Annotated in this window: 21 protein-coding genes and 8 pseudogenes; 11 read left to right on the top strand and 18 right to left on the bottom strand. The window is 58.8% G+C overall.

Going from position 1 to position 26,428, the window contains the following annotated elements:
* Positions 1–339 precede the first annotated feature (339 nt).
* Positions 340–1,376 (top strand): annotated as a pseudogene (locus CL52_RS20805) (IS110 family RNA-guided transposase).
* Between the two features lie 313 nt (positions 1,377–1,689).
* On the opposite strand, the gene CL52_RS14510 reads toward CL52_RS20805, so the two are convergent.
* The gene (locus tag CL52_RS14510; protein ID WP_003451223.1) at positions 1,690–3,120 is read right to left on the bottom strand and encodes an FAD-binding oxidoreductase; all 1,431 of its coding nucleotides are present in this window, start codon (positions 3,118–3,120) and stop codon (positions 1,690–1,692) included.
* A gap of 307 nt (positions 3,121–3,427) precedes the next feature.
* Between CL52_RS14510 and CL52_RS20800 the strand changes: the two are divergent.
* Positions 3,428–3,764 (top strand): annotated as a pseudogene (locus CL52_RS20800) (ISL3 family transposase); the annotation flags it as partial.
* 188 nt (positions 3,765–3,952) lie between these two features.
* On the opposite strand, the gene CL52_RS14495 reads toward CL52_RS20800, so the two are convergent.
* The 11 genes from CL52_RS14495 to salA form a co-directional block, all read right to left on the bottom strand.
* Positions 3,953–4,393, bottom strand: a complete 441-nt coding sequence (locus CL52_RS14495; protein WP_017849597.1) for a GlcG/HbpS family heme-binding protein — start codon at positions 4,391–4,393, stop codon at positions 3,953–3,955.
* A 30-nt stretch (positions 4,394–4,423) separates the two neighbouring features.
* Positions 4,424–4,615 (bottom strand): 2-hydroxymuconate tautomerase, encoded by a 192-nt coding sequence (thmT, locus tag CL52_RS14490; RefSeq protein ID WP_003292102.1) that lies wholly within the window; start codon positions 4,613–4,615, stop codon positions 4,424–4,426.
* A gap of 48 nt (positions 4,616–4,663) precedes the next feature.
* The gene (dmpH, locus tag CL52_RS14485) at positions 4,664–5,458 is read right to left on the bottom strand and encodes a 2-oxo-3-hexenedioate decarboxylase (RefSeq protein WP_017849598.1); all 795 of its coding nucleotides are present in this window, start codon (positions 5,456–5,458) and stop codon (positions 4,664–4,666) included.
* Entirely contained in the window at positions 5,455–6,495 is a 1,041-nt protein-coding gene (dmpG, locus tag CL52_RS14480; RefSeq protein WP_003450283.1) for a 4-hydroxy-2-oxovalerate aldolase, read from the bottom strand. Before dmpG ends, dmpH begins: the two co-directional genes overlap by 4 nt.
* Before the next feature lie 12 nt (positions 6,496–6,507).
* Positions 6,508–7,431 (bottom strand): acetaldehyde dehydrogenase (acetylating), encoded by a 924-nt coding sequence (locus tag CL52_RS14475; protein WP_003292099.1) that lies wholly within the window; start codon positions 7,429–7,431, stop codon positions 6,508–6,510.
* A 14-nt stretch (positions 7,432–7,445) separates the two neighbouring features.
* Entirely contained in the window at positions 7,446–8,231 is a 786-nt protein-coding gene (dmpE, locus tag CL52_RS14470) for a 2-oxopent-4-enoate hydratase (protein WP_043221469.1), read from the bottom strand.
* Positions 8,228–9,091 (bottom strand): alpha/beta fold hydrolase, encoded by an 864-nt coding sequence (locus tag CL52_RS14465; protein ID WP_009397180.1) that lies wholly within the window; start codon positions 9,089–9,091, stop codon positions 8,228–8,230. The genes dmpE and CL52_RS14465 overlap by 4 nt, the downstream gene beginning before the upstream one ends.
* An 11-nt stretch (positions 9,092–9,102) precedes the next feature.
* Positions 9,103–10,563, bottom strand: coding sequence for a 2-hydroxymuconic semialdehyde dehydrogenase (locus CL52_RS14460; RefSeq protein ID WP_009397179.1), 1,461 nt, complete (start codon positions 10,561–10,563; stop codon positions 9,103–9,105).
* A 34-nt stretch (positions 10,564–10,597) separates the two neighbouring features.
* Complete coding sequence (locus CL52_RS14455; RefSeq protein WP_009397178.1) at positions 10,598–11,521, bottom strand: catechol 2,3-dioxygenase; 924 nt, start codon at positions 11,519–11,521, stop codon at positions 10,598–10,600.
* Positions 11,518–11,856 carry a 2Fe-2S iron-sulfur cluster binding domain-containing protein gene (locus CL52_RS20795; protein WP_003292091.1) on the bottom strand — a complete coding sequence of 113 codons (339 nt, stop codon included), beginning with the start codon at positions 11,854–11,856 and terminating at the stop codon, positions 11,518–11,520. Before CL52_RS20795 ends, CL52_RS14455 begins: the two co-directional genes overlap by 4 nt.
* Before the next feature lie 442 nt (positions 11,857–12,298).
* A complete protein-coding gene (gene salA / locus CL52_RS14450) occupies positions 12,299–13,612 on the bottom strand; it encodes a salicylate 1-monooxygenase (RefSeq protein WP_043221467.1) in 1,314 nt (437 codons plus the stop codon).
* A 155-nt stretch (positions 13,613–13,767) separates the two neighbouring features.
* Here salA and nahR point away from each other — a divergent pair, with 155 nt between their 5' ends.
* Complete coding sequence (nahR, locus tag CL52_RS14445; protein ID WP_003292087.1) at positions 13,768–14,670, top strand: HTH-type transcriptional activator NahR; 903 nt, start codon at positions 13,768–13,770, stop codon at positions 14,668–14,670.
* A 55-nt stretch (positions 14,671–14,725) separates the two neighbouring features.
* Here nahR and CL52_RS14440 read toward each other — a convergent pair.
* Positions 14,726–14,914, bottom strand: a pseudogene (locus tag CL52_RS14440) (transposase domain-containing protein); the annotation flags it as partial.
* A 429-nt stretch (positions 14,915–15,343) separates the two neighbouring features.
* On the opposite strand from CL52_RS14440, the gene CL52_RS14435 reads away from it, so the two are divergent.
* Together CL52_RS14435 and CL52_RS14430 are read left to right on the top strand one after the other, a co-directional pair.
* The gene (locus CL52_RS14435) at positions 15,344–16,324 is read left to right on the top strand and encodes an IS5-like element ISAch1 family transposase (RefSeq protein ID WP_014819624.1); all 981 of its coding nucleotides are present in this window, start codon (positions 15,344–15,346) and stop codon (positions 16,322–16,324) included.
* On the top strand, positions 16,324–17,742 hold the full coding sequence (locus CL52_RS14430) for an FAD-dependent monooxygenase (protein ID WP_003292084.1): 1,419 nt from the start codon (positions 16,324–16,326) through the stop codon (positions 17,740–17,742). The genes CL52_RS14435 and CL52_RS14430 overlap by 1 nt, the downstream gene beginning before the upstream one ends.
* A gap of 566 nt (positions 17,743–18,308) precedes the next feature.
* On the opposite strand, the pseudogene CL52_RS14425 reads toward CL52_RS14430, so the two are convergent.
* Positions 18,309–18,830, bottom strand: a pseudogene (locus CL52_RS14425) (IS5 family transposase); the annotation flags it as partial.
* A gap of 306 nt (positions 18,831–19,136) precedes the next feature.
* On the opposite strand from CL52_RS14425, the gene CL52_RS21515 reads away from it, so the two are divergent.
* From CL52_RS21515 to CL52_RS20790, 6 genes and pseudogenes are all read left to right on the top strand, one after another.
* Complete coding sequence (locus CL52_RS21515) at positions 19,137–19,256, top strand: hypothetical protein (protein WP_313666383.1); 120 nt, start codon at positions 19,137–19,139, stop codon at positions 19,254–19,256.
* A pseudogene (locus tag CL52_RS14415) lies at positions 19,253–19,405 on the top strand (transposase); the annotation flags it as partial. The gene CL52_RS21515 and the pseudogene CL52_RS14415, both read left to right, overlap by 4 nt.
* 86 nt (positions 19,406–19,491) lie before the next feature.
* The gene (gene tnpB, locus CL52_RS14410; protein WP_003292067.1) at positions 19,492–19,851 is read left to right on the top strand and encodes an IS66 family insertion sequence element accessory protein TnpB; all 360 of its coding nucleotides are present in this window, start codon (positions 19,492–19,494) and stop codon (positions 19,849–19,851) included.
* 19 nt (positions 19,852–19,870) lie between these two features.
* Positions 19,871–21,431, top strand: a pseudogene (gene tnpC, locus CL52_RS14405) (IS66 family transposase).
* A gap of 44 nt (positions 21,432–21,475) precedes the next feature.
* A pseudogene (locus tag CL52_RS14400) lies at positions 21,476–21,742 on the top strand (transposase); the annotation flags it as partial.
* 176 nt (positions 21,743–21,918) lie between these two features.
* A pseudogene (locus CL52_RS20790) lies at positions 21,919–22,050 on the top strand (IS5/IS1182 family transposase); the annotation flags it as partial.
* 244 nt (positions 22,051–22,294) lie between these two features.
* Here CL52_RS20790 and CL52_RS20785 read toward each other — a convergent pair.
* The 4 genes from CL52_RS20785 to CL52_RS14395 form a co-directional block, all read right to left on the bottom strand.
* Complete coding sequence (locus CL52_RS20785; protein ID WP_040138055.1) at positions 22,295–23,695, bottom strand: OmpP1/FadL family transporter; 1,401 nt, start codon at positions 23,693–23,695, stop codon at positions 22,295–22,297.
* Positions 23,696–23,990: 295 nt separating this feature from the next.
* Complete coding sequence (locus CL52_RS21700; RefSeq protein WP_180983588.1) at positions 23,991–24,095, bottom strand: alcohol dehydrogenase catalytic domain-containing protein; 105 nt, start codon at positions 24,093–24,095, stop codon at positions 23,991–23,993.
* A gap of 114 nt (positions 24,096–24,209) precedes the next feature.
* The gene (locus CL52_RS20775) at positions 24,210–24,848 is read right to left on the bottom strand and encodes a 2-hydroxychromene-2-carboxylate isomerase (protein ID WP_074519820.1); all 639 of its coding nucleotides are present in this window, start codon (positions 24,846–24,848) and stop codon (positions 24,210–24,212) included.
* Positions 24,849–25,106: 258 nt separating this feature from the next.
* A complete protein-coding gene (locus CL52_RS14395) occupies positions 25,107–26,111 on the bottom strand; it encodes a dihydrodipicolinate synthase family protein (RefSeq protein ID WP_003292061.1) in 1,005 nt (334 codons plus the stop codon).
* Positions 26,112–26,428: the final 317 nt, after the last annotated feature.

Raw genomic sequence — 26,428 nt, 5'->3', positions numbered from 1 at the left:
AAGCACAGGATGCAGGGCGGGGTGTTCGAGCAAAAGGGGGGGGGGCGCTTACTGTCGATACGCGGCGGCAGCCGCAAGACCGTCGCCGCGAGCAGCCTGTCCAGCACGCTCGAATACATGGATGAAAAGCGCATGCAGGCTGATACCGGTAGTTTGCGAAACGGCGCGGAGGATCAGCGTGGAGCTGGGCAGCAGCCAGGGTAGTTGGCTGCATGCCGAGAAGATCGGTGGCTTTTGCTGCCTGGTGGGTTCCGCGCGTTCGAGATTCGGGTTAATGAGATGGTCATCCCCACCCTCCGAGGGCACACTTTCGCAGGGTGTTTTATTTCGGAGGCCATCATCACGAGCGCAGTTGCACTGGTAGGGATTGATCCGGGCAAGCAAAGCTTTCATCTATACGGAAAAGACGGTTCTGGCCGGAAGATCTTTCGCACGAAAGCGACACGCCAGCAAATGATGCGATTGCTTGGCATCCTGCCGGCTTGCACGGTGGTGATGGAAGCCTGCGCCGGAGCGCACTTTATGGCGCGCCAACTGACGGCGCTCGGGCATCAAGTGAAATTGATCTCGCCGCAGTTCGTGCGTCCTTTCGTCAAGGGCAACAAGAACGACTTCATTGATGCCGAAGCGATCTGCGAAGCCGCCTCGCGGCCCAGCATGCGCTTCGTCTCGCCCAAGACCGAGGCCCGGCAAACGCTTTCGGTATTGCACCGGATGCGTGATTCGCTGGTGCGTGATCGTACCAAGACGGCCAACCAGGCCCACGGTTTCCTGCTTGAGTTCGGCATCAGCCTGCCCAAGGGACTATCGCTGGTCAGACGACTGCCGAGCACGTTGGATGAGCATGAGCTGCCGCCTCGGCTGGTCGCACTCCTAACGCGCCTGCATCAGCATTCACGCTATCTGGACGGACAGATCAAGGCACTGGACAAGGAAATGACCACCCAGCTTGAGGAAGATGACCTGGGGAGTCGCTTGCTGACGATTCCCTGTGTCGGCCCGATCACGGCCAGCCTGTTATCGGCCGAAATGGCGATGGCAAGCAGTATGGCGGCAGCCGTGATTTCGCGGCATCGGTGGGGCTGGTGCCCCGCCAGCACAGCACCGGCGGTCGAGCCAATTTGCTGGGGATGAGCAAACGAGGGGACAAGAATTTGCGGCGACTTCTAGTGCAATGCGCCCGGGTCTAGCCGCAGCGCCTGAAGCATCAGCAGGGCGCCCTGGCCGACTGGGTCCGTTCGCTACGAGAGCGACGCCGCTCGAATCACTCGAATGTAGTGGTGTGCGCCCTGGCCAACAAGTTCGCCCGAATCGCCTGGGCGATCGCTGCCAACCACTCGGAATTCGAAGCAGGGCCAGTCGTCTACGCCGCCTGATCCGGCCATTACAGCTGTACCACGGAACACCCTTCCAGGTTTTGCGATGCTGAACAACCGATGACGTGAACGGCCACCGGCTTGGTGAAGAACCTGACATAAAAAACGGCTTTCGAAGCCGCCGGCTTGTCAGGATCACCAGGCGCGACTCTCATCGTGGCGCGAGGCAGCCCAAACGAGACGCCGGATAGATTTACGCAAGCCATAGAATCATCGCTGGTCAGTATTGCAGAAACGGGGTGACCGTAAATTTTTTCTTCAAAAAAATCTCTTGCAGCACCCATCAGGCGGCGACCGCCGCCACCACCCCCACTCAAGACGCCAGAATCTTCCCCGGATTCATGATCCCGTGCGGATCGAGCGCGCGCTTCACCGTCGCGATCAAGGACAGCTCCGCCGGATTGCGGCTGTAGTGCAACCACGGCCGCTTGTGCAGCCCAATGCCGTGCTCGGCCGAGACCGATCCCGACAGGCTGCGCACGATAGCGTAGAATGCGGCCTCGATGCGCTGTTCGGTCTTGCGGTCGTCAGTCGGCAGCGAACCCACCACGATATGCACGTTGCCGTCGCCGACGTGGCCGAAGTAGATCGCCCGAACGCCGGGGAAATCGCGCGCCAGCGCCTCGCGCATCCGGGCCACGCATTCCTCGATGCCCGAGATGGGCGCGGACACGTCGAAGTTGATGGTGGGCGCGAAGGTGCGCAGCATCTCGGAGATGGCATCGCGCAGTTCCCAGAAGGCTTGGGTCTGCGTGTGAGATTGGGCCACGGCGGCGTCGGCGATCCAGCCTTCGGCCAGCGCGTGTTCCAACATCGCCTCGAAGCGCGCCGCATCCTCTTCGGGTGCGGCCGCCTGCAGGTCCAGCAGCACGTATAGTGGATACGTGGCCGGCAGCGGCGCGGCGATGCCGCCGGCGGTTGTGGCCGCGGCATAGTAGTCCTGCCACATCATCTCGAATGCGCTGACCCGGCCGCCCAGGAGGTGCTGCGCATGGCGCAGCAGCTTGATGGCCGAGCCGAAATCGGGCGCGGCTACCAACGCGGTATTGGCGCCCGAGACGCCCGGATGCAGGCGGAGCACGGCCTGCGTGATGATGCCCAGCGTGCCCTCGGTGCCGATGAACAGATGCTTCAGATCGGGGCCGGCATTGTTCTTGACCATCTTGTTCATCATGGACAGCACGGTTCCGTCGGGCAGCACGGCTTCCAGTCCCAGCACCAGGTCGCGCGCCATGCCGTAGCGGATCACGCGGTTGCCGCCCGCATTGGTGGCGATGTTGCCGCCGATCTGGCATGAGCCGCGCGCGCCCAGGTCCAGCGCGAACAGAAAGCCCGCCGCCTGCGCGGCTTCCTGAACGACCTGCAGCGGCGTGCCGGCCAGCACGGTCATGGTGGCTGAGGCAGGGTCCAGTTCGACCACGCCGGACATGCGCTCCAGTGAAACGAGCACGCAGCCTTCTATCGGCGTGGCACCGCCGGCCAGGCCGGTCAGCCCGCCCTGCGGCACCACCGGGCAGCGTCCTGCATGGCATAATGCCATCACGCGCGCAATTTCGGCGGTGTCGTGCGGGCGCACCAAGGCCAGCGGCCTGCCGCCTTCCTCGCCGCTCCAGTCGTTCAGGTACCGGGCCTCGATGTCGGCGCCCGCCAGCACTTCGCCGATGCTGGCGTCGGCGCGCAGCGCGGCCAGAATTCGTTTAGGGTTCCAGGGCCCGGACGCCGGTTCCGATGCAGTGATGTTCATGAAGAGACTCCTCTTCCAGTTTATGGAACGGCCAGCGTGTCCAGCCTTTATAATGGGCGGCCGCGGATTCTGGGGAAAGAGCGAGTTACTAACCCGAAATTTTGTATCCGGACAGTCAAAAAGTTTTCCGATAAGTATCCGTGAAACCCATAACACGCTGATGCTTTTGTGTTTTTATGATGTCAGACAATACCGCGAATATTATTGCGATGTTCGGATACTTTGTTCCTCATTAGTAACAGGCGAGGAAGTGGGTAGATTGGCAGTCGCTAAACATCCCAACCCCCACACCCTGCTGTCGCTATGCAGCCGCCAGGCGATTCGCCCATTCTTCGAGTGGCTCGGTGAGCACTGCCGGCATATCGAGGCGGTCGCCATGGACATGAACACCGCTTTCGACCTGGAAGTGAAGCGGCACTGCCCTCAAGCCGAAGTGGTGTACGACCTGTTCCATGGGGTGGCGCGCTACGGTCGTGAGGTGATCGACCGTATCCGCGTCGACCAGGCCAACCACCTTGCGCGATAACAAACCAGCGCGCAAGGTGGTCAAGCGCAGCCGCTGGCTGCTGCTGCGCAACGCTGAGCACCTCAAGGGCGGCCAAGCCGTGCAGTTGCAGGAATTGCTCGCCGCCAACCAGCCATTGGCCCACGGTCTATCTGCCACCGCCAAACTGAACGGGCTTGCCGACCTAGCATCCATCGGCTGATCTGTTTCTCGCTCCGCTTATTACCGAAACCGCCTAAAGAGATCAGAAGGCCAATCAATGCTGCTGATTTCCCTTCTGGAAGCCAGCCGCATGATGCGTTCGGGCGCGAAAGTCAAAATCTGCCTCTACCCCAAACTGGATGCCTCATGATGCCCTATGGCCGCCAAGCCCGCTGCCGCGCAGGCTTCGTCCTGCCCCTCGTCGGCCCCAGAGACGCCGATGCCGCCGATGCATTCACCATCGAGCAGGATCGGCAGGCCCCCGCCGAACACCACCAGCCGCTCGCGTCTTGGCAGGCCGATGCGCAGGCGCGGGTTGTCACCCAGCACGTCGAGCCAGTCGCGGGTGGAGAAGCCGAAGCTCACGGCGGTGTATGCCTTGTCTTCGGCAATTTCCCGTGAATGTAGAAAGGCGCCGTTCATGCGGAGATAGGCCAACGGCAGGCCGGAGTGGTCAACCACGCAGACGTTAATGCGCACGCCTAGCTTCTCTGCATGTGCCACGGCCGCACGGGTGGCGGCATAGGCGGCTTCCCAGTGCAGCGAGCGTTGATTCGTTGTTCTCATGTGCCGGACTCTGTGCAGGAGGAGGCAGGTTCATCGACCAATGGCCTTGGCGCTTTCGCCGCCGATGCCGAAGTGGCCTTTGGGCATCTCGGTTATAATCACTCGCACGCTGGTCAGCGGCGCATCCAGGGAGCGCGAGATGGCCTCGCTGACTTCGCGAATGAGGGTTTCCTTCTGCTCGTCGCTGCGGCCTTCAAGGATGTGGATCTGGGCAATAGGCATGGTGTGCCTCCTGAAGAAGAGGCCGCCCGGGCAGGGCGGCCGGATGGCTCAGACGAAGCGCGCGGAGACGCTGCCAAGCCCCTGGTAGCGCACGGTGATGTTGTCGCCCGGCGCTACTGCGACGGCGGCGGTGATGCCGCCAGTCATGATGAAGGTGCCGGCCGGTATGTGTTCGTCGCGCTCTGCCAGCAGGTTGGCCAGCATGGCCACGCTGGACAGCGGATGGCCGAGCACTGCGGCGCCGGCACCAAGTTCCACCACCTCGCCGTTCTTCTCCATCACCACGCCGAGAGTGCGCAGGTCGACCTCCTCGAGGTTGGCCATGCGGCCTCCGGTGATGTAGCGGGTCGACGAGGCGTTGTCGGCCACCACGCTGATCAGGTCGAACTTGAAATTCTCATAGCGCGAGTCGATTACCTCGACGGTGGGGATCACGTAGTCGACCGCGGCGATCACGTCGCCGATATGGCAACCAGGCCCGACCAGCGGTGCCTTGGTGACCACCGCGATTTCCGCCTCGATCTTGGGGTGGATCAGCTTGGAACAGTCCACCGTGCCGCCGTCGGGCACGCTGAAGTAGTCGGCGAGAAAGCCGTAGATCGGCGTCTCCACGCCCATCTGTGCCATCTTCGCCCATGAGGTCAGGCCCATCTTCAGGCCGACGATCTTGTTGCCGCGCTCCTCCTTGCGCCGGCGGATTTCCCACTGGATGTCGTAGGCATCGGCGAAGGTCATCTCGGGATAGTCGTTGGTGACCTTGTGGATGTCATGGGCCTGCAATTCGGCGTTCTCGATGTGCTCGGCCAGGGCCAGCACCTGCTCGCGGTTGAGGGTACGGTTCATGCGCTCACCTTCTGGTTCTGGCGGGCCCGGGACATATCCAGGGCGAGGTCTTCGATCATGTCTTCCTGGCCACCGACGGTGCCGCGGCGCCCCAGCTCGACCAGAATGTCGCGGGCCGGCACGCCGTATTTCTTCTCGGCGCGCTGGGCGAACAGCAGGAATGAGCTGTATACGCCGGCATAGCCCAGGGTCAGCGCATCGCGGTCGACGCGGATCGGCTGGTCCATCATCGGCACGACGAGGTCTTCGGCCACATCCATGATCTTGTAGAGGTCGATGCCGGTTTCCACGCCCATGCGCTTGCACACCGCGACGAAGACTTCCAGCGGGGTGTTGCCGGCACCCGCGCCTAGCCCTGCGACCGAGCCGTCGATGCGCGAGGCGCCGGCCTCGATGGCCGCCAGCGAGTTGGCGATGGCCATGCCCATGTTGTGGTGGCCGTGGAAGCCGATCTCGGTGGCCGGGTTCAGCTCGGCGCGCAGCAGGCCGATCTTCTCGCTGACTTCATCGGGCAGCATGTAGCCGGCGGAGTCGGTGCAATAGATGCAGTTGGCGCCGTAGCTTTCCATCAGCCGCGCCTGCTCCAGCACTTTTTCCGCGCTGATCATGTGCGCCATCATCAGGAAGCCGACGGTATCGGCGCCCAGCTTGCGCGACATGCCGATGTGCTGCTCGGAGACATCGGCCTCGGTGCAATGCGTGGCCACTCGAATGGTGGAGACGCCACAGTCGAGCGCCATCTTCAGGTGGTCGACCGTGCCGATGCCCGGCAGCAGCAGGGCGGATACCTTGGCCTGCTTGAGGCGCGGGATCACCGCACGCAGGTATTCCTCGTCGCTGTGCGCGGGGAAACCGTAGTTGATCGAGCGACCGCCGAGGCCGTCGCCGTGGGTGATCTCGATCAGTGGCATGCCGGCGGCGTCGAGGCCGGTGGCGACCGCGATCATCTGCTCGAGGCTGATCTGGTGGCGCTTGGCGTGCATGCCGTCGCGCAGGCTCATGTCGTGCAGGGTGACGTTCTTGCCTTGCAGATTCATGGTGCGACTCCTTTAGGCCAGTGCCGCTTCACGACGTGGCAGTTGAATGGTGCCGCTGGCGATTTCCTCGGCGAACATCTCGCCGGTGCGCAGGGCGGCGGCGGTCATGATGTCGAGGTTGCCGGCGTACTTGGGCAGGTAGTCGCCCAGGCCCTCGACCTCCATGAAGATCGAGACGCGGTTGCCGTCGAATACCGGGCCATTCTTCAGCCGGTAGCCGGGCACGTACTTCTGCACCTCGGCGATCATCGCGTGGACCGATGCGGTGATCGCATCCTGGTCCGGTTCGGTTTCGGTCAGGCAGTGGATGGTGTCGCGCATCATCAGCGGCGGCTCGGCCGGGTTGACGACGATGATCGCCTTGCCTTCCTTGGCCCCGCCGACCTGCTCGATGGCGCCGGCGGTGGTGCGGGTGAACTCGTCGATGTTCTTGCGGGTGCCCGGGCCGATGGAGCGCGAGGACACGGTGGCGACGATCTCGCCGTAGGCCACCGGCTGCACGCGCGATACCGCGGCGACCATCGGGATGGTGGCCTGGCCACCACAGGTGACCATGTTGACGTTCATTTCCAGCGTGCCGACATGCTGCTTGAGGTTCACCGGCGGCACGCAGTACGGGCCGATGGCGGCCGGGGTCAGGTCGACCATCAGCACGCCCAGCTCGTTGAGCTTGCGGCTGTTCTCGGCGTGTACATAGGCGGAGGTGGCATCGAAGGCGATGCGGATATCGTCCTCGAGCACGTGCGGCAGCAGGCCGTCGACGCCCTCGGCGGTGGTCTTCAGGCCGAACTCGCGGGCGCGCTTGAGGCCATCGGACTCGGGGTCGATGCCGACCATCCAGACCGGCTCGATCCACTCGGAACGCAGCATCTTCATCACCAGATCTGTGCCGATGTTGCCCGGGCCGATAATCGCGGCTTTCAGTTTCTTGCTCATCAGGCTGTCCTCGATCAGATGAAGCGCACGGAGGCGCTGCCGATGCCGCCGATCTCGACGCGCATGAAATCACCGGCCTTGACCGGTTCCAGCGGAACCAGCGAGCCGGACAGGATCACTTCGCCGGCCTTGAGGCCAATGCCGAAGTGGCCGAGGGTGTTGGCCAGCCAGGCCACGCAGTTGACCGGCGAGCCGAGCGCAGCCGCTCCAGCGCCGGTGGAGAGCAGCTGGCCGTTCTTCTCGACCAGCATGCCGCAGGTGACCAGATCGACCTGGCGCGGTGAGACGGCCTGGTCGCCGAGCACGAACAGCCCGCAGGAGGCGTTGTCCGCGACGGTGTCCTGGATCTTGATCTTCCAGTCCTGGATGCGCGAATCGACCACTTCGAAGCAGGGGATCACGCATTCGGTGGCGGCCAGCACGTCGGCATTGGTCACGCCCGGACCCATCAGGTCCTTCTTGAGGATGAAGGCGATCTCGCCCTCGGCGCGTGGCTGGATCAGCTTCTCGCTGATCGGCATGGCTTCGCCGCTGTTGTAGACCATCGCGTCGGTGAGGTAGCCGAAGTCCGGCTGGTGCACGCCGAGCATGTTCTGCACGGCCTTGCTGGTGACGCCGATCTTCTTGCCGATCACCCGCTCGCCGGCCGCCAGGCGGCGTTCGAGCATGCGCAGGGAGATGTGGTAGGCGTCCTCGACGGTGATGTCGAAGCCGCGGCTGGTCAGCGGCGTGACGGTCTCGCGCTGGACCATCGCCTGGTAGAGCTCGTCGCCGAGCTGCTGGATCAATTCTGGATTCATGGCTGTGTTTCCTCTTGAGCCGCACGGTCCGCCTCGGCGAGGAAATCCTCGACCTGACGGGCAAAGCGGCTGGCGTGTTCGATCTGGGTCCAGTGGCCGCAATGGCCAAAGACGTGGAGTTGGGCGTTGGGAATCCACTGCGCGAGGGTCAGCGAAGCCTGCAGCGGGATGATCCGATCCTCGCGGCCATGGATGACCAGGGTTTCGTGGGGCAGGGCGCGGATATCGGCCTCGTTGCTGGCCAGATCGTCGACGCCGTTCTGCCGTGGCGGCGGGAACATCGCGGCGAACGACTCCTGGAAGCCCGGGCGGATGCTGGCCTGGTAGCGCAGCTCGGCCAGCTCGTCGTTGACCAGGGTGCGGTCGTAAGCGAACAGATCGAGCAGCCTGCGCATGTTGGCCAACGACGGCGTGTAGCCCCACGCCATTTCCAGCCCCTCGGTGATCGGAAAGGCCACCCCGACGCTGCCCATCAGCACCAGCCGGCGCACGCGCTCGGGGTGACGGATGGCCAATGCCAGCGCCAGTCCACCGCCGAACGAGTTGCCGACGATGTCGGCCTGCTGGATGCCAAGGGCGTCGAGCACACCGATGGCATGCTCGACCCAGCGGGCCTGGCTGTAGCGTGCATCGGCCGGGCGCTCGCTGTAGCCGAAGCCGAGCATGTCCGGAGCGATCACCCGACGCGTCTGCGCCAGCTGCGGGATGATCCCGCGCCAGTTGGCCCAGGCGGTGACGCCCGGACCGGAGCCGTGGATCAGCAGCAGCGGACAACCTTCGCCCTGGTCATGCAGGTTGGTGCGGTAGCCGGCGGCGAGGATCTCGCGGCCGATTTCCGGGCTCTGCTGGGGTGCGTTCATGGTCTGGGTCCTCAGAGCTTCACGCAGATGTTCTTCAGCTCGGTGTAGAACTCCAGCGAGTGAACCCCGCCTTCGCGGCCGATGCCCGACTGCTTGGCGCCGCCGAAGGCGGTGCGCAGGTCGCGCAGGAACCAGCTGTTGACCCAGACGATGCCAGCCTCGATTTGCCCGGCGACGCGGTGTGCGCGCGAAGCGTTCTCGGTCCAGATCGCCGAAGCCAGGCCGTAGGGCAGGCTGTTGGCCAGCTCGATGGCTTCCGCTTCCGTGTCGAACGGGCGGATGTGGCAGCACGGGCCGAAGATTTCCTCGGTGACCACCGCCGAATCGTCGGTCAGGCCGGTCCAGATGGTCGGCTGCACCCAGGCGCCGCCGGCCAGGTGCGCCGGCATCTCCGGCACGCCGCCGCCGGTGACAACGGTGGCGCCGTCGTCGACTGCCTGCTGGTAGTAACTGAGGACTTTTTCACGGTGCTTGTGGCTGATCAGCGGGCCGAAATTGGCCTCTGGATCGTTCGGTTCGCCGATCTTCAACGCTTCGGCGCCGGCCTTCAGGCGGGCGACGAACGCGTCGAAGATCGGCCGCTCGACATACACCCGCTCGGTGCCCAGGCAGACTTGGCCGCAGTTGGCGAAGGCCGAGCGCAGGGTGCCCTCGATGGCCTTGTCCAGGTCACAGTCGGCGAAGACGATGCCGGCGTTCTTGCCGCCCAGCTCCAGCGACACCTGGCGCACGCCCTTGGCCGCGGCGCGCATGATGGTTTCGCCGGTGCCGGTCTCGCCGGTGAAGGTGTAGGCGTCGACGTCCGGGTGCTCGGTGAGGAAGGCCCCGGCCGAATCGCCGCCGAAACCGTGCACCACGTTGTACACGCCGGCCGGCACACCGGCGGCCTGCATCACCTCGCCGAGCAGGGTGGCGGTCAGCGGGGTTTCCTCGGATGGTTTGACCACCACGCAGTTGCCGCAGGCCAGGGCCGGGCCGACTTTCCAGGTCATCAGCAGCAGCGGCAGGTTCCACGGGCTGATCACGCCGATCACCCCCTTGGGCCGGCGCACGCCGTAGTTGAGTGCACCGGCGCCGTCCGGGGTGGCCATCTCGAAGGCTTCGGTCGGCACGTTCTTGATCAGGTCGGCGAACACCTTGAAATTGGCCGCGCCGCGCGGAATGTCGATGTGGCTGGCCAGGGATTTGGGCTTGCCGGTGTCCAGGCATTCGGCCTCGAGAAACTCATCGAAGCGCGCCGTGACGCCATCGGCCACGCGATGCAGAATCTCAGCGCGCTCGGCCACCGTCATCTTCCCCCATGGTCCCTTCAGCGCAGCGCGTGCCGCCCTGACCGCGGCGTCGACCTCGGCGCGGCCGGCCTCGTGCACGCGGCCGATCACCTGGCCATTGACCGGGTTGATGTCCTCGAAGGTGCGGCCGCTGGCCGAATCGACGAAGGCACCGTTAATGAAATGCTTGATCTCTTTCATCTGCGCAATCTCTGCAATAAGTCGAACCGAACCATCAGGTCAGCACGGTCATGAATCGTTCGTTGAGCACACGGTCGTGATAGAAGATCGCCTTGCCCAGGTCCTTAGCCAGCCAGGTCACCGGCTTGTGATCCGGATAGCTGTAGTTGCCGCCGCAGAACACCTCGCTGCGGTTACCGGACGGGTCGAAGAAGTAGATGGTCTTGCCGTGGGTCAGGCCATGACGGGTCGGGCCGATGTCGATAGAGGTGTCGGTCATGGAGATCAGGTCGGCGGCGCGAAGCACGTCTTCCCAGGTTTCGAGGTAGAAGGACACATGATGGAGGCGGCCTTTTTCCGGATGGTGAATGAAGGCCACGTCGTGGGCCTTGGTCGACAGACTGAGGAACTGGGCGACGCGCGTGCCATTTTCGTCCAGCACCTGTTCGGCCAGATAGAAGCCGAGCACCTTGGTGAACAGGTCATAGGTCGCCGGCAATTCGTCGCCATACAGTAGGCAATGATCGAAACGCACAGCCGCCATGCCTTTCAGATCGCGCGGCCATGCCTCGGGATTGACCTCATTCACACCCCACTTTCCAGTATATTCCTTGTCTGCATACAACTCGAAGTGATGCCCGGAGGGTGCCTGGAAGCGCACGCGCCGGCCACAACTGTTCAGCTCACCTGCGGGTAGCTGCTCAACGGCACAGCCATATGCCGTCAGATCCCGCTCCAGTTGCCGGAGAGCATCCTCATCCACAACCTTGAAACCCATAAAATCCATACCAGGTTCGTCGGCTTCGCGTAGCACCACGGAGAATTTGTCAACTTCGGTCCAAGCCTTGAGATAGACACGGCCCTGATCGTCACGGTCCATCTCGATCAGGCCCAGCAACTCGACGTAGTGTTCCAGGGCCTTGCTCATGTCCAGTACACGCAGCTGCACATGGCCGGGGCGCATTATACCTTTGTTCATGACGTCACCTTTTCTCTTTGTTGTGGGTCGACCGTATTTTCATAGCACGGCTTTGAATAACGCTCGATACATAGATCGCTACGGGCAAACAGTCGGCAGGCCAGGGCGTAGCCTTGTTCGCGGGCCTCTACCGGTACGTGCTTGCAGCTCATACGCCCGCATTCGTAATCACCGGTCAGCACCCGCACCTTACACAGGCCGCACCCGCCGCCGCGACAGCCAACTGGTAGGCAGTGCTTGTTCTGGGCCTCCATAGCACGAAGCACTGACTGCTGCGGCTGGCAGACGAAGCTCTCCCCATCAGGCCGTACAGTGATTTCAAAGACCGTTGGCATCCCGCCTCCGTCGACATGTGCGTCAGTGGGCACCGCTGCAGGACCTCCAAATACAAGTCCTGACCAGTTTGGCGATCGCTAGGGAAGTATTGATTGTCATCGCGGGAGCGCTGATTATTAAGGTGTAACGGAACGAACTCTTGTTATTGGTTTGCATTGTTCTCTCTAGCGATGCTCTTTGGCGCAGCATGTATGAAATCCTAATGGGTTACCGTGGTATCTGCGGTCCACTGGCACCAATGCGGTGGCTGCCTGTGCTTAGATCAGAATCTAACTATATTTACAGATCCAACGGCTCCCATGGGCGTCGGCCTAGCGGCTGAAACAAAGTGATATTTTGCACCTAGCACTAAACGCAAGCCTATGTGCATCACGTAACCCGTTCGCAGAAAACACTTCAATTACTCGCCTTCGAAACCTTAGCCACTATCGACACGGCCTCTTACCCTTGACGCAGCGCAATTTGCTCATGCGCCTCCCAGCCCATGCGCAGTCGGGCCTCAGCCACATCGGCATCGAGATCATGGTTCCATAGCCAGTCGAAACGAGTCGCCAGTATTTCCCCCACCAGCTGTTCGTCCGCACCTACAATGGGGTCGCGCAACTCGTATAACTCGCCGGTTTCCACAGTGGTTCGTTGCACACGACAGGCATGAGGGCGGCGCAGGTCGTCGTAAGCTCCAAGCAGCTCGGGGAGGTTGCCTGTTTCGGTCCGACTATCGCCCAACAGCCGGGCGAGGAAATAGGCGTCCTCAAGCCCTTGCCCTGCACCGGCCCCTTGGTGCGGCAGCATGGCGTGCGCTGCGTCGCCGATCAGGGCAACCCGACCGTGTACGTAGCCTGGCAGTTCCGGCAGGTCATGCAGTGCCCAGAGAGTTGGCGCCGGGATGCACTCCAGTAAGGCGCGCGGGGCATCGCCCCAGCCCGCGAACGCATCGAGCATCTCGCGCTGGCTCGCTTCCCGTACCCAGGGAGCGTCCGCGGGCCAAGTCGGTTCCGGCTGGCTACGGTCGGAGGTGAACGCTACCACGTTGACAATGCGGCCTTTTCTCACCGGGAAGGTAAGAATATGGCCATCGAGCCCTAAGTACATCTGCGGGACATCCACCAAGTGCTCGTCAATGCCCTTTATTCTAAAGGCTTCGCGCAGTTGCAGGCTATCTACCATGCCCCGGTATGCACAGGTACCGCTAAAACGTGGTTCTAGATGATCCAGCCCCTGACCTTCCAGCACATAGCTACGAAGCGCTGACTTAATGCCGTCGGCGCCGATTAGAAGATCGCAGCGGTACTCTGTGCCGTCGGCGAATAGCACTTGCAGTTCATCACCCTGCTGCTCGATTTGGGTGGCACGCTTCCTAAATTGGGCGATACCTTCTGGAAGGTGTCTTACTAGGGCGTCAAGGAAATCAGCCCGGTGTACAGAGGACTGACCTACGCCCGGCGCAATGGTGGCGCCTAGATAGCTAGCATCGCTACCGCGCCGCCATTCAAACCAAATATCCTCCCAAGGCTGCGGAGTCCGATCAGCAACCTGAAAGTAGGATTGACCCAAACCCAAACCGACAATGGCGCGCACTGCGTTAGGCCCGAAGGACACACCAGCACCGACTTCACCGAACGCCGGGGCAGCCTCGAATAGCTGCACATTAAGATGGGAGTGTTTGCACAAGCTCAATGCCAAGGCAAGGCCTGAAATTCCGCCGCCGACTATAGCGACGCGCAAGGCTGGTTTCTTACCGTTCATGTCGTTCATGCAATACCTGTCATGACTTTATTATTGGGATATCTCCAACAGTAGCGAAGCCATAACTATTGATAAATACACTAATCCCTATATTATATATTCATAGTGAGAATGTCCGATGCTGCCGCTCTGGCAGGACCACGTCAACAGCATAGCGAGGCTCCATGGAACTGCATGACCTGGATTTAAACCTGCTGGTAGTATTCAACCAGTTGATGGTCGACAAGCGTGTCTCTATCGTCGCGCAAAGCCTAGGCCTAACCCAACCTGCCGTAAGCAACGCCCTGAAGCGCCTGCGCACCGCACTGCAGGACGAACTATTCGTGCGTACCCACCAAGGCATGGAGCCTACGCCCTATGCTGCACATTTAGCTGAGCCTATCGCCCATGCCATGCACAGTCTGCGCGAAGCGCTACATCACGAAGAGCGTTTCGATCCTTTAACCAGCGAGCGTACCTTCACCTTGGCCATGACCGACATTGGTGAGATATATTTCATGCCGCGGTTAATAGATGCGCTCACTCGTAAGGCCCCCCATTGCACAATCAGCACGGTACGCGGCAGCTCGGTGAGTTTGGGACAGTCGTTACTAGACGGTACAGTAGATTTGGCCGTAGGCCTGCTACCCAACCTACAGGCCGGCTTCTTACAGCGTCGGCTTCTCCATAACCGCTACGTGTGCTTGTGCCGTAAGAACCACCCGGCCACCAGAGAGCCACTGACCTTGGAGCGCTTCTGTGCCTACAGCCATATACGTGTCATCGCCGCCAGCACTGGCCACGGCGAAGTAGATTCCCATATGGCGCGAGCTGGCATCCGGCGGGACATTCGCCTAGAGGTTCCGCACTTCGTCGCCGTCGGCCATATCCTCCAGCATACGGAGCTACTCGCCACCGTACCTGAGCGCTTCGCTGACTGCTGTGTAGAGCCCTTCGGTTTGAGCGTGCTGCCAATCCCCATCGACCTACCAGAAATCCCCATTAACATGTTCTGGCACGCAAAATATCACAAGGACCTAGCCAACATCTGGTTGCGACAACTGATGTTCGAGCTGTTTTCGGATTGAGTGACAATCCGGGGTGATCGATACGTAAGCGTACGCCGAACTCACCTTGCGTGATTCAGGCAGGTACCCACTGATGCGGCAGCAGTTGGCCGATCTTACTGGCCCGCTGCGTAGGCAGTCGTGTCAGCACGTCCTTGAGATAGGCATACGGATCATGTCCGTTCATGCGGGCCGACTGGATCAGGCTCATGATCGCCGCCGCTCGTTTGCCGCTGCGTAGCGACCCGGCAAACAACCAGTTCGATGGACTTGCCCCTACCAAACCGGACACCAACTCCCCGTTGATGCTACTGCCAAGCGCCTGAATTCCCTCGGCGAGCGATATTTCAAAGCGCTGTGCGGATGCTGCTCGTTCTAATCAACATAAGCAGCCTCGACAAGGCCGCGACGTTAGCCCAGGTGGGTCAGTTTTACATCGGCCTTGACACATGCAGCTGCATACTTTCCCCTCAATATTCATGCCGGCGATGATATCTATACAAATTCGCTTATTTACTTATATAACAGCCTTCTCTATTTTTCACCCAACGGCATCATTAATGGGAGCGTGGTCAGAGCGGGCTCTCACGCCACGGCATGAGACGCTGCAACTCACCGCCCCTGTTAAGGAAACTCTGAAGAAGACTTCCTGATTTGGCAAAATGCCCAGACTCTCCACCCGCCCGAGTTTCCGATGAAGCAGATGACCTTCGCCGACGCCGAGTACGCCGGTAAGCGCAAGCAGACCCGCAAGGAATTGTTCCTGATCGAGATGGATCGGGTTGTGCCATGGAAGGGTTTGATTGCCTTGATCGAGCCGTATTACCCCAAGGGCGAAGGCGGCCGACCCGCCTATCCGCTGATGGCGATGCTGCGCGTACATCTGATGCAAAACTGGTTCGGCTACAGCGATCCGGCGATGGAAGAAGCGCTGTACGAGACCACCATCCTGCGTCAGTTCGCCGGGTTGAGACTGGAGCGCATTCCGGACGAGACCACCATCCTCAATTTCCGCCGGCTGCTGGAGAAGCGTGAGTTGGCGGCCGGTATCCTTGGCGTGATCAATGGCTACCTGGGAGATCGCGGCCTGTCGCTGCGCCAAGGCACCATCGTCGATGCCACGCTGATCAATGCGCCGAGTTCGACCAAGAACAAGGACGGCAAACGCGACCCGGAGATGCACCAGACCAAGAAGGGTAACCAATATTACTTCGGCATGAAGGCCCACATCGGAGTGGATGATGAGTCGGGTCTGGTACACAGCGTAGTCGGTACGCCAGCCAACGTGGCGGATGTCACTCAGGTCGACAAGTTACTGCACGGCGACGAAAACGTCGTTTGCGCCGATGCCGGCTACACGGGCGTCGAAAAGCGCTCCGAACATGAAGGCCGGGCGGTGATCTGGCAGGTCGCGGCACGCCGCAGCACTTACAAGAAGCTTGGCAAGAGCAGCCCGCTCTACAAAGCCAAGCGCAAGGTCGAGAAGGCCAAGGCGCAGGTGCGGGCGAAGGTCGAGCACCCGTTTCGGGTGATCAAGCGCCAGTTTGGTTACACCAAAGTTCGCTTTCGAGGGCTGGTGAAGAACACGGCGCAGTTAGTGACGCTGTTCGCCCTGTCGAACCTGTGGATGGCGCGCCGACATTTACTGGCGAATACAGGAGAGGTGCGCCTGTAATGTGGGAAATGGCCGGCGCGAGGTGCTCGCGGCGGCTAAAAATCCAGAAAAAATGGATGATTCGATCGTTTTTTAGACGAATCGCCGCTTTTAAAATTGGCAGGGCTGAAGTCAGCCAGAAATACGTGACTACTTCAGACCATCCTTATAAGAAAGAGATAATAATTATGAATGAAAAAGAAACCAATAAAATACGCCGCATTGCTGTGGTCGGTGGCGGCATCGGTGGCTTGACCTTTGCGATTGCGATGCGCCACCACGGTATCGACGTTGATATATACGAGCAAGCGGAGGAGTTGCGTGAGGTGGGTGCCGCGGTCGCATTATCCGCCAATGCCACGCGTTTTTATTATAACCACTGGGGTTTGGGCGAGGAGTTTGACGAGGCTGCGTTTGAAATCTCTGCTTTGATCTACCGGGACGGAAAGACTGGCCGTGAAATCGGCAGGCACGCCGGCGGGCTGGCGTATCGAGACCTTTTCGGCGGCCCATATCTCGGCATCCACCGGGCCGAGTTGCAACGAATCCTCTCCACCAAGGTGGGTATGGAACGCATCCACCTGAATAAACGCCTAGTAAATATCGATGACACTGGCGAACAGGTAGTGTTACATTTTAAGGATGGCAGCAAAGCGGAAGCCGATATAGTCATCGGTGCTGACGGGATGCGTTCCACCGTACGGAATTTGATGCTCGGCTATGAAGATTACATATACGCGGGGTACACAGCATTTCGTGGGATTGTTCCAATCGATAAAATACCGAGCATGCCTGATCCGACCGCTATTCAATTCTGGATGGGTGAGTCCGGCCACTGTCTTCACTACCCGATCGGCGGAGACAGAAAAGGAGACATCAATTTCTTTCTCGTAGAGCGCACTCCGACGACTTGGCCACTAAAACAGTCGACTGCGCCTACAGACGACGGTGAACAGCTACGCCTCTTCAAGGACTGGCATCCTGCTCTCGTCGAGATGATCGCTTCGAACACCTTGAAGACAGTAAATCAGCGATGGGGAATGGTTTATCGTATGACCCTTGGCCGCTGGAGCAAAGGTCGGGTAACGCTGCTCGGTGATGCTGCACATTCCCTAGTACCGCACCATGGACAGGGTGCCAACCAGTCGATCGAGGATGCCGTGGTCCTTGCTGACTGCATTGCCGCTGCGGGTTCCGCGTCGATTGCAGAAACCTTTGAACGTTACGAGCGACTGCGTCGTGGCCGGGCGCGCAAAGTTGTGTATGCGTCCGTGACCACTGGCGATATGTTGCACTTGCCACCGGGTGAAGAGAGGGATCGGCGCGATGCACGTCTTGCATCTCATGATGCCATGGTGCATCACCTCGATTGGATCCACGGCTTCGATGCTAGCGATCTCAACGAGCCGGATGAACGCCAGGGCGGCACCTGGTTGTGATGCGGGCTTTCTACGTCACCTCGGAATGTAATTTACCGTAGAAGACCTGTGGTGCAATGCTACTCACCTAAGCGGAGCAGCATTGCGATTAACCGGGAAGCGAGTTGTGGAAATCTTTACCATCCTGGGTCTTGATGGCCTAAGCCTCTTGGGGCACCTCTAAAAACACTCATCCGGACTGAGCCAGGATTCGAAAGTGCAGCTCCTTGGCATCCGAACGCCGACTTGGGCGCTCGCAGAGCATCGTGAATGGCCGGTTGCATCACGCAACCGGTGCCCGGTTCAGGTCATTTCCAGCAGGCTCGACACTATGACGACGTTTATATGAGGTTCACTTGTGTTAGCCGTACCCGCTCATCCCTAGCTAATCTCCGCCTTGATGCTGGCAGATTCAGTCTGGCCTCGCGGTTCGACCTACCGAAATATCGGCGGTAACATTGTCCCAGAGCTTCAGACCCGGCTGTTACCGGCCACGCCTGTCTGGGTAGGGAACGAGTGGTGGAACAGTCGGTTCCGTCGGGCGTTAACCTGCGGAACAGAAACCCATGCGACTTTCGGGTCGCACTGCCGAAGTAATATTGGTTACCCTTCTTGGTCTGGTGCATCTCCGGGTCGCGTTTGCCGTCCTTGTTCTTGGTCGAACTCGGCACATTGATCAGCGTGGCATCGACGATGGTGCCTTGGCGCAGCGACAGGCCGCGATCTCCCAGGTAGCCATTGATCATGCCAAGGATACCGGCCGCCAACTCATGCTTCTCCAGCAGCCGGCGGAAATTGAGGATGGTGGTCTCGTCAGGAATGCGCTCCAAGCTCAACCCGGCGAACTGACGCAGGATGGTGGTCTCGTACAGCGCTTCTTCCATCGCCGGATCGCTGTAGCCGAACCAGTTTTGCATCAGATGTACGCGCAGCATCGCCATCAGCGGATAGGCGGGTCGGCCGCCTTCGCCCTTGGGGTAATGCGGCTCGATCAAGGCAATCAAACCCTTCCATGGCACAACCCGATCCATCTCGATCAGGAACAATTCCTTGCGGGTCTGCTTGCGCTTACCGGCGTACTCGGCGTCGGCGAAAGTGATCTGTTTCATCGGAAACTCGGGCGGGTGGAGAGTCTGGGCATTTTGCCAAATCAGGAAGTCTTCTTCAGAGTTTCCTTAATGAGCTTCCCCCGTTGCCAACCAATGTGCAAGCGGGCTGCGCAAGATCACTGCCGGTCGTATCGATTGCGGCACTCGGCTTGATCGAGCGTCTCTACGTGCTGTCACCGGACCGCCTATCGCGAAAGTACGCGCACCAGGTTCTTCTCATCGAGGAACTGTCGGCGTTCGGCGTCGAGGTCGTGATTCCTCAATCACGCCATCGGCGCGACCCCGGAAGAGGCGCTGTTGCTGCAGATGCAGGGCATGATCGCTGAATACGAGCGCGCCAAGATCATGGAGCGCAATCGTCGCGGCAAGCTTCATGGCGCGAAGCGCGGCAGTGTCAATGTGCTCTCGACGGCGCCCTATGGGTGATCTGGCAGGTCGCGGCACGCCGCAATACTTACAAAAAGCTTGGCAAGAGCAGCCCGCTCTACAAAGCCAAGCGCAAGGTCGAGAAGGCCAAGGCGCAGGTGCGGGCCAAGGTCGAGCACCCGTTTCGGGTGATCAAGCGCCAGTTTGGTTAGTAAGCGCTCCATAAACCCCATCTTCAAACGAACCGATAGCCAGACGATGCTGCGCTCCTGATTTCTTTTCAGGAGCAGCTGCCATGATGCGTCCCGACGCCAAGGTGCAGAAGGTCTATCTCTATCCCAAGCCTGTCGACTTTCGTAAATCCATCAACGGCCTGGCGGCACTCGTCGAGTTGGATATAAAGGTGGAAGTGTTCAACCCGGTACTGTTCGTGTTCCTCAATCGCAGCCGCAACCAGGTGAAGATCCTCTATTGGGAGCGTAATGGTTTCTGCCTGTGGCTCAAACGCCTAGAGGCCGAGCGCTTCAAGACCAAGCCCGATGCCGGCGATGAGCCCATCGAGCTGACGGTCGACGAATTGAACTGGCTGCTCGACGGCATCGACCTCTGGCGAAACCGCCCTCATCAAGTCCTGACGCCGCGTTACGTGGCCTGAGCCGGTATAATCCACGGCCATGATTGCCGTGCCCGATACCCTTCCTGACGATCCCGACGCGCTCAAACAGTTGCTGTCGCAAGTGTTGCTGGCACGTCAATCTGATCTGAACAAAATCAGTCAACTTCAGGAACAGGTCGCTCTGCTGCGCCACAAACTGTTCTCGCCGAAGTCAGAGCGCAGCCCCGAGGATGCGCGACTCGCCGCAGTTGGCCATGTTCAACGAGGCCGAAGAGCTGGTCGAAGAGGGTGCTTGCACTGACGAGCCAGGCGGTGATGGAGCTGAGGCAGAAGAGGTTATGGTGCCGCTCAAGCGCCGTGGCAAGCGCAAGCCGCTGCCGGCCAAGCTACCGCGTATTGACGTCATTCACGAACTGCCCGAGCACGCGCTGACCTGCGAGTGCGGCTGCCGCAAGCAGGCCATCGGCGAAGAAACCAGCGAGCAGCTGGAGATCATCCCGATGCAGGTGCGGGTGATCCGCCATATCCGCAAGACCTATGCCTGCAAGGCCTGCGAAGCGGCACCGGTCACCGCCGACAAGCCAGCCCAGCTGATCGAGAAAAGCCTGGCCAGCCCCAGCGTGCTGGCGATGCTGCTGGCCACCAAGTACGCCGACGGCATCCCGCTGTACCGCTTCGAGAGGATGCTCAGCCGGCACGGCATCGACATCTCTCGCCAGACCCTGGCGCGCTGGGTAATCCAGTGCGGCGAACAGCTGCAACCCGTGATCAACCTGATGCGCGACCGGCTGCTCGACTACCCGGTGCTGCACTGCGACGAAACCCGGCTGCAGGTACTGCATGAGCCGGGTCGTGACCCCACCACGCAATCCTGGATGTGGGTGCAAAGCGGTGGGCCACCCGACAAACCGGTGATCCTGTTCGACTACTCATCCAGCCGTGCGCAGGAAGTACCGCTGCGCCTGCTCGCAGGCTACCGCGGCTACCTGATGACTGACGACTATGCCGGCTACAACGCCGTGGCCGCACAAGAGGGCATCGAACGCCTGGCCTGCTGGGCGCATGCGCGACGCAAGTTCGTCGAAGCACAGAAGGTGCAGCCCAAGGGCAAGACCGGGCGCGCCGACATCGTGCTGAACCTGATCAATAAGCTTTACGGCATCGAGCGTGAGCTGAAAGAAGCCGACGACAGCGGGCGCCTCGCCGCCCGCCAGCAGCGCAGCCGACCGATCATCGACCAACTTAAGACCTGGCTGGACAAGACCCAACCACAGGTCGCCGGACAGACCGCCCTGGGCAAGGCGGTGAACTACCTGGCCAGCAACTGGAGCCGCTTGGTGCGCTACCTCGAAGGCGGCCACCTGCCAATCGACAACAACCGCGCCGAGAACGCCATCCGCCCGTTCGTCATCGGCCGCAAGAACTGGCTGTTCAGCGACACCCCGAAAGGCGCCAGGGCCAGCGCGCAGATCTACAGCCTGATCGAAACCGCCAAGGCCAACGGCCAGGAACCTTACGCCTGGCTGCGCCACATCCTCGAACGCCTGCCGACCGCCAGCAGCGTAGACGACTGCGAAGCACTGCTGCCATGGAACTGCTCGCCAGCAACTGCATCCTGACTTGCGAACCTTGTTAGCGGTAGGTGGGTTTATGGAGCGCTTACGTCGCGGCACGCCGCAGCACTTACAAGAAGCTTGGCAAGAGCAGCCCGCTCTACAAAGCCAAGCGCAAGGTCGAGAAGGCCAAGGCGCAGGTGCGGGCGAAGGTCGAGCACCCGTTTCGGGTGATCAAGCGCCAGTTTGGTTACACCAAAGTTCGCTTTCGAGGGCTGGTGAAGAACACGGCGCAGTTGGTGACGCTGTTCGCCCTGTCGAACCTGTGGATGGCGCGCCGACATTTACTGGCGAATACAGGAGAGGTGCGCCTGTAATGCGGGAAATGGCCGCCGCGAGGTGCTCGCGGCGGCTAAAAACCCAGAAAGAATGGATGATTCGATCGTTTTTTAGACGAATCGCCGCTTTTGAAATTGGCAGGGCTGAAGTCAGCCAGAAATACGTGACTACTTCAGACCGTCCTTAGCGGTAGGTGGGTTTATGGAGCGCTTACTTTGGTTACACCAAAGTTCGCTTTCGAGGGCTGGTGAAGAACACGGCGCAGTTGGTGACGCTGTTCGCCCTGTCGAACCTGTGGATGGCGCGCCGACATTTACTGGCGAATACAGGAGAGGTGCGCCTGTAATGCGGGAAATGGCCGCCGCGAGGTGCTCGCGGCGGCTAAAAATCCAGAAAGAATGGATGATTCGATCGTTTTTTAGACGAATCGCCGCTTTTAAAATTGGCAGGGCTGAAGTCAGCCAGAAATACGTGACTACTTCAGACCATCCTAGTCAACCAGATCGCTATTGCCCCCGAAGATCGAGCCAACAAAGACAGCGGCTAAAATTAATTAGTACGAACTTCAGATGCTCACGATAGCGATTTAATCAGAATGAATAATTATAGGCTAAGACGAAATTATCTTGCGACATGGACGATCTCACGGGCGACGAGGTGTTGTAAGCCGATCGATTGGTCATACTTTGCTCGAAGGCATGCGAATACGCAGCATCGAACCTACCCGATTTTGATACTTGGTAGCTGAATCCCAAGGAAGCGTGTTTCCGCAAAATACCCGGAACTAGCGCCAACAATCCCTCATCATTAAAGGGCTGCGTCGCCTGACGGTAACCTGCTCGCACTGTTAAATTCGGGGTAGCTGCATACGAAGCCCCAATCGCCACTATTGTTTGATCCTTGGCATTTTGAGGAAGTCTTAAGTCGACATCACCAACATCACTAGAAAACCCTACCTTTATATCCTTCCAGGCATCCTTCCAAAAAACGCGAGACACATCAACAGCAACGAGTAATTTGTCCGTAACTTGGTGGCTCAGACCCACGTCAAGTTTGGCAGGGGTATTAAAGTCTAAAACACGAACCTCGCCCTCGATAGGCACATTACCGATGAGGCCATCTACCGCGGTAACAGTCCCCTTCCCTTTCAAGTCGTTCATATGGCTTTTGAGCATGTAGGAGATACCCAACTTGGTCGTTGGCGTAATCTTATATAGCAAACCTAACCTACCCGAGTATCCCCAACCATCGACACCACTCGGAAGTTCCTTGTTTTGGCTAACGCTCAAATGCACACCCCGCGGGTCGGGTAAAGTGCCGATCAAGCCCAACAGCGAACCGGACACACGCCCATCACCGGCGAGACTACCCAACTGGTTCGTTCCCAGCAAATAATCGAGATCCAAACCACTCCATTTTGCATCTAGCGATCCACCGATAACAAGACGATCGTTAATCTTAAAACTCACGGCAAAAGGTATGTCAAGTATAAACAAGCGACTGGCGTTCTCAAGGCCGGTATCAGCATCGGCGGCATAGCCCATTCCGCCAATATCGCCGCGGGACAAAAAACTGTCCTTCCCATACTCGACCCCTATCCCCGCTTGTGCGAATATGCCCGCGCCAAAGGTCCAGTTAGAAACTTTACGGATAAAAGCAAGCTGAGGGGCAACATAGGGGCCTCTATTATTAGAATGCCGACTTGATGACGCTTTCTCGCCTGTACCAAGATTGGTGGCGCTGATATCTGTGGTAATCAGATCTAGCCCTAGCAGTATTTCACCTGTCGCATCAGACAAGTCCATTGTCGCTGGGTTGACCATCATTGACGCGGGCCCGACATAATGAGCAACAGCCGTACCGCCCATGCTTCTGGAAACCGCGCCAAAGCCCTCCAAAATCAAACCATCCGTCGCTACCGCATGGCTTGACGCAATACCCAAGATCGCAGCACTAATTGTTTTATTGAGTAAATTTTTTTTTTTAATCATATGTTCCACCGTTTATTAATTTTGTTTTTGGGATACAACATCACTAAAAGCAAACTGCCCGCAACCTTAGAAAAGCCCACACGAGCCGCGTAATTCTACCAGCACGTTTCAACCAATATGGAGCACCGGCTTGAGCGTGACCCCTTCTTCCGAGTCTTCGGCGGCTCGATTGATTTCCTCAAAAGGATAAAACTTAATTAGCTTGTAAAATAGAAACTTCCCCTGGCGATAAAGTTCCACCAACCTCGGAATAAAAATATCTGAAATCGACTGATCTTCGACGATTCCACGAAGCTTACGATTGAATAGCAGGAACTACACCAGGCCCTTCATGCCCTAAAACCATCGGGAGCGGAACCGGATAATGCTGATCGCGACAAATCAGATCCGTATGACACAACCCGGTCGCAACCAATATAACGAGAACTTGATCTTCTGCAGCTCATTAAGAGCTACATGCCCGAATAAGAATGGGCCGTTTTTTTTACGGACTATTGCCGCTTTGATTTCCATCTCATTCTGTTACCGGTTTTACTCCGGTTTCCCCCGCGGCGGCTATTCCAGCACTACAGCCGCACCTCAGTGTGTTCTCGAGCATAAATAGACGGTCGTTGCCCCACCACATTTGATCGCCCAAAAACATCGTTGGTACACCGAATACTTTACGTTCGATGGCGGCCTGGGTATGCTCATCATACGCATTTGTTGCAGCGTCGCTGCTGAGAAACTCCTCGAAAGCAGCGCGATCCCACCCTAGAGTCCCGCACACTAGGGCAAGCAGGCTTTCCGAGTCCAGAGCTATACCTTCCCCCCAAACTGCATTGAATATTGTATTCACGTAAGCAGCAGTCTGCGTTTCGGCACCCGAGTAATAGAGCCCAGCATTCATCCGTTGGCTATTGTAATTGGCAGGAAATAAAAACGGTAATCCGTACAGCTCGGCCCAGCGTTTTAAATCCACCATCAAATAGGCAAGTTTGACTTTCAGATCGCGATTGGAGGGGCCTACGTTTCCGATGGCGATTTTGGCTCGCGCCAAATCAATCGAGTGATAGCGAATGGAAAAGCTATAATCGTGGGCTAGCTTCGACAAGCGATGGTTAGCCAAGTAAGAAAAAGGGCTCAAAAAGTCGAAATAGAAATCAACAATCACAATCAAACACTCCAAAAAACTAAGCCAACCAACAGTGGGTTGCCTCATCAAGGATGGCACCCATCGTCGGCTTGATATGCTGGCTTCATTCGGTATTCCTAAAGCCTGACTTCACACCCGAGTCTGCGAGACTAGCAGTCTTAGCTAAATTTGCCGAACTGGCGACGCCTACTAGTAGCGCAAGAAATATGATTAATCTAATATATTTCAAATCGTTCAGCGTCTTTTCCAGCATTTCGCCAGACCAATCGAGTTGGACTACTTCAATTCCTTGCTGTATTTAGCATGCAGTGCGGCCCAAGCTTTGCCTGACTTAAGGGCGCCAGCAATATAGTCTTCTGGGACGATGTTATAGGGCGGACGGCATGGTCCAGCTGTGAGCCAGCCAGCTGCATCCATGCGTGCTTTTTCAAGTCCGATGTTGTATTTCGAGAACTCCGAAAAGTCGCCACGCGGAAACAATGTCGAATCGGCTGCGCGCATGTCATCGGAGATGGCTTTGGCCTTGATCCAGTCACCGCTGCTCTTGGCCTGATCCACTGCATCACGCAACATGATGGCGGTAGCCGGGCCGCACATGGAGCCGCTTGACCAGAACGCGGTCATGCGCTCAGGATTGATGCGTGCGGCCGCGTAATAGTCATCCTCGTGTGGAAGGAAGCGGATGTTGGGTGCCAATTTCAGGTCCAAGTCAAGCATTCCGATGCCTAGATATTTGGCAGTTACTACCTGCGGAATTTTGGACATTTCTGCCCAGAAGGGGCGAGGGAAGTCGAACTTGAAGGCTTCAGGGTTAGCGTAAATCGCAATGGCAGCCTCCGGTACCGCCTCTGCAACATCACGATAGAACTGGACCGCTGTGGGCAGGTCCATCTTCACCCACATTGGGACACCGAGCATGGTACCGCTGGCGCCCATATCCATAAACTCACGAGTTTGGCGGATGACTTCGCGGGTATTCAAGGCCGTGGTGCCGCAGAAATAAGGCACGCGACCACGAATGGTTTCGACAATCGTCGAAACATAGTCACGTTTTTCCTCCCAGGTCAACGTAGCGCACTCGCCAAAAGTGCCCATACTTAAAATTCCGTTGACACCAGCCGCAATCAGTTCTTCAACTATGCGAGCAGTCTCGTTTAAGTCAACTGTGTTAGTGCTGCGCCAGTTAGAAGCATCCGGAGTAGCCGGCGTTGGCATAATAGCCCAGACACCATGGATATCCTCGGCAGTAAGACGCGCTGGTTTCATAGTTTTATTCGACATGGAGACACTCTTGGTTAGGTAAAAAAGCTGGAACTAGGTTAGTCAGAATCGTTGTCCAATCGCGACCGACTCCAAATTACGGATCTAGAGTTACCGTAGCTGTAGCCTCTTGGAGCCCAATCACCTTTATACGTTCGGTTTAAGGAACAGCTTCCGGATATCAATACTAACGAGCCAGTCGCTCGTTAAGTCAACATGAACTTGCAGTGCTGGGCCCCATGCATGATCTGCATCGAACGACTGAGACTAGCATCCTCATTCGCCACGATCCTTGCATAATCTATTACAGCCCCGATGTGAGGGTGAACCGGAGCAAA

The organism is Stutzerimonas balearica DSM 6083 (genome assembly GCF_000818015.1).
GTDB classification, from domain to species: Bacteria; Pseudomonadota; Gammaproteobacteria; order Pseudomonadales; family Pseudomonadaceae; genus Stutzerimonas; species Stutzerimonas balearica.
Note: the sequence above shows the minus strand (reverse complement) of the source record. Positions and strands in the feature narration are given on the sequence as shown.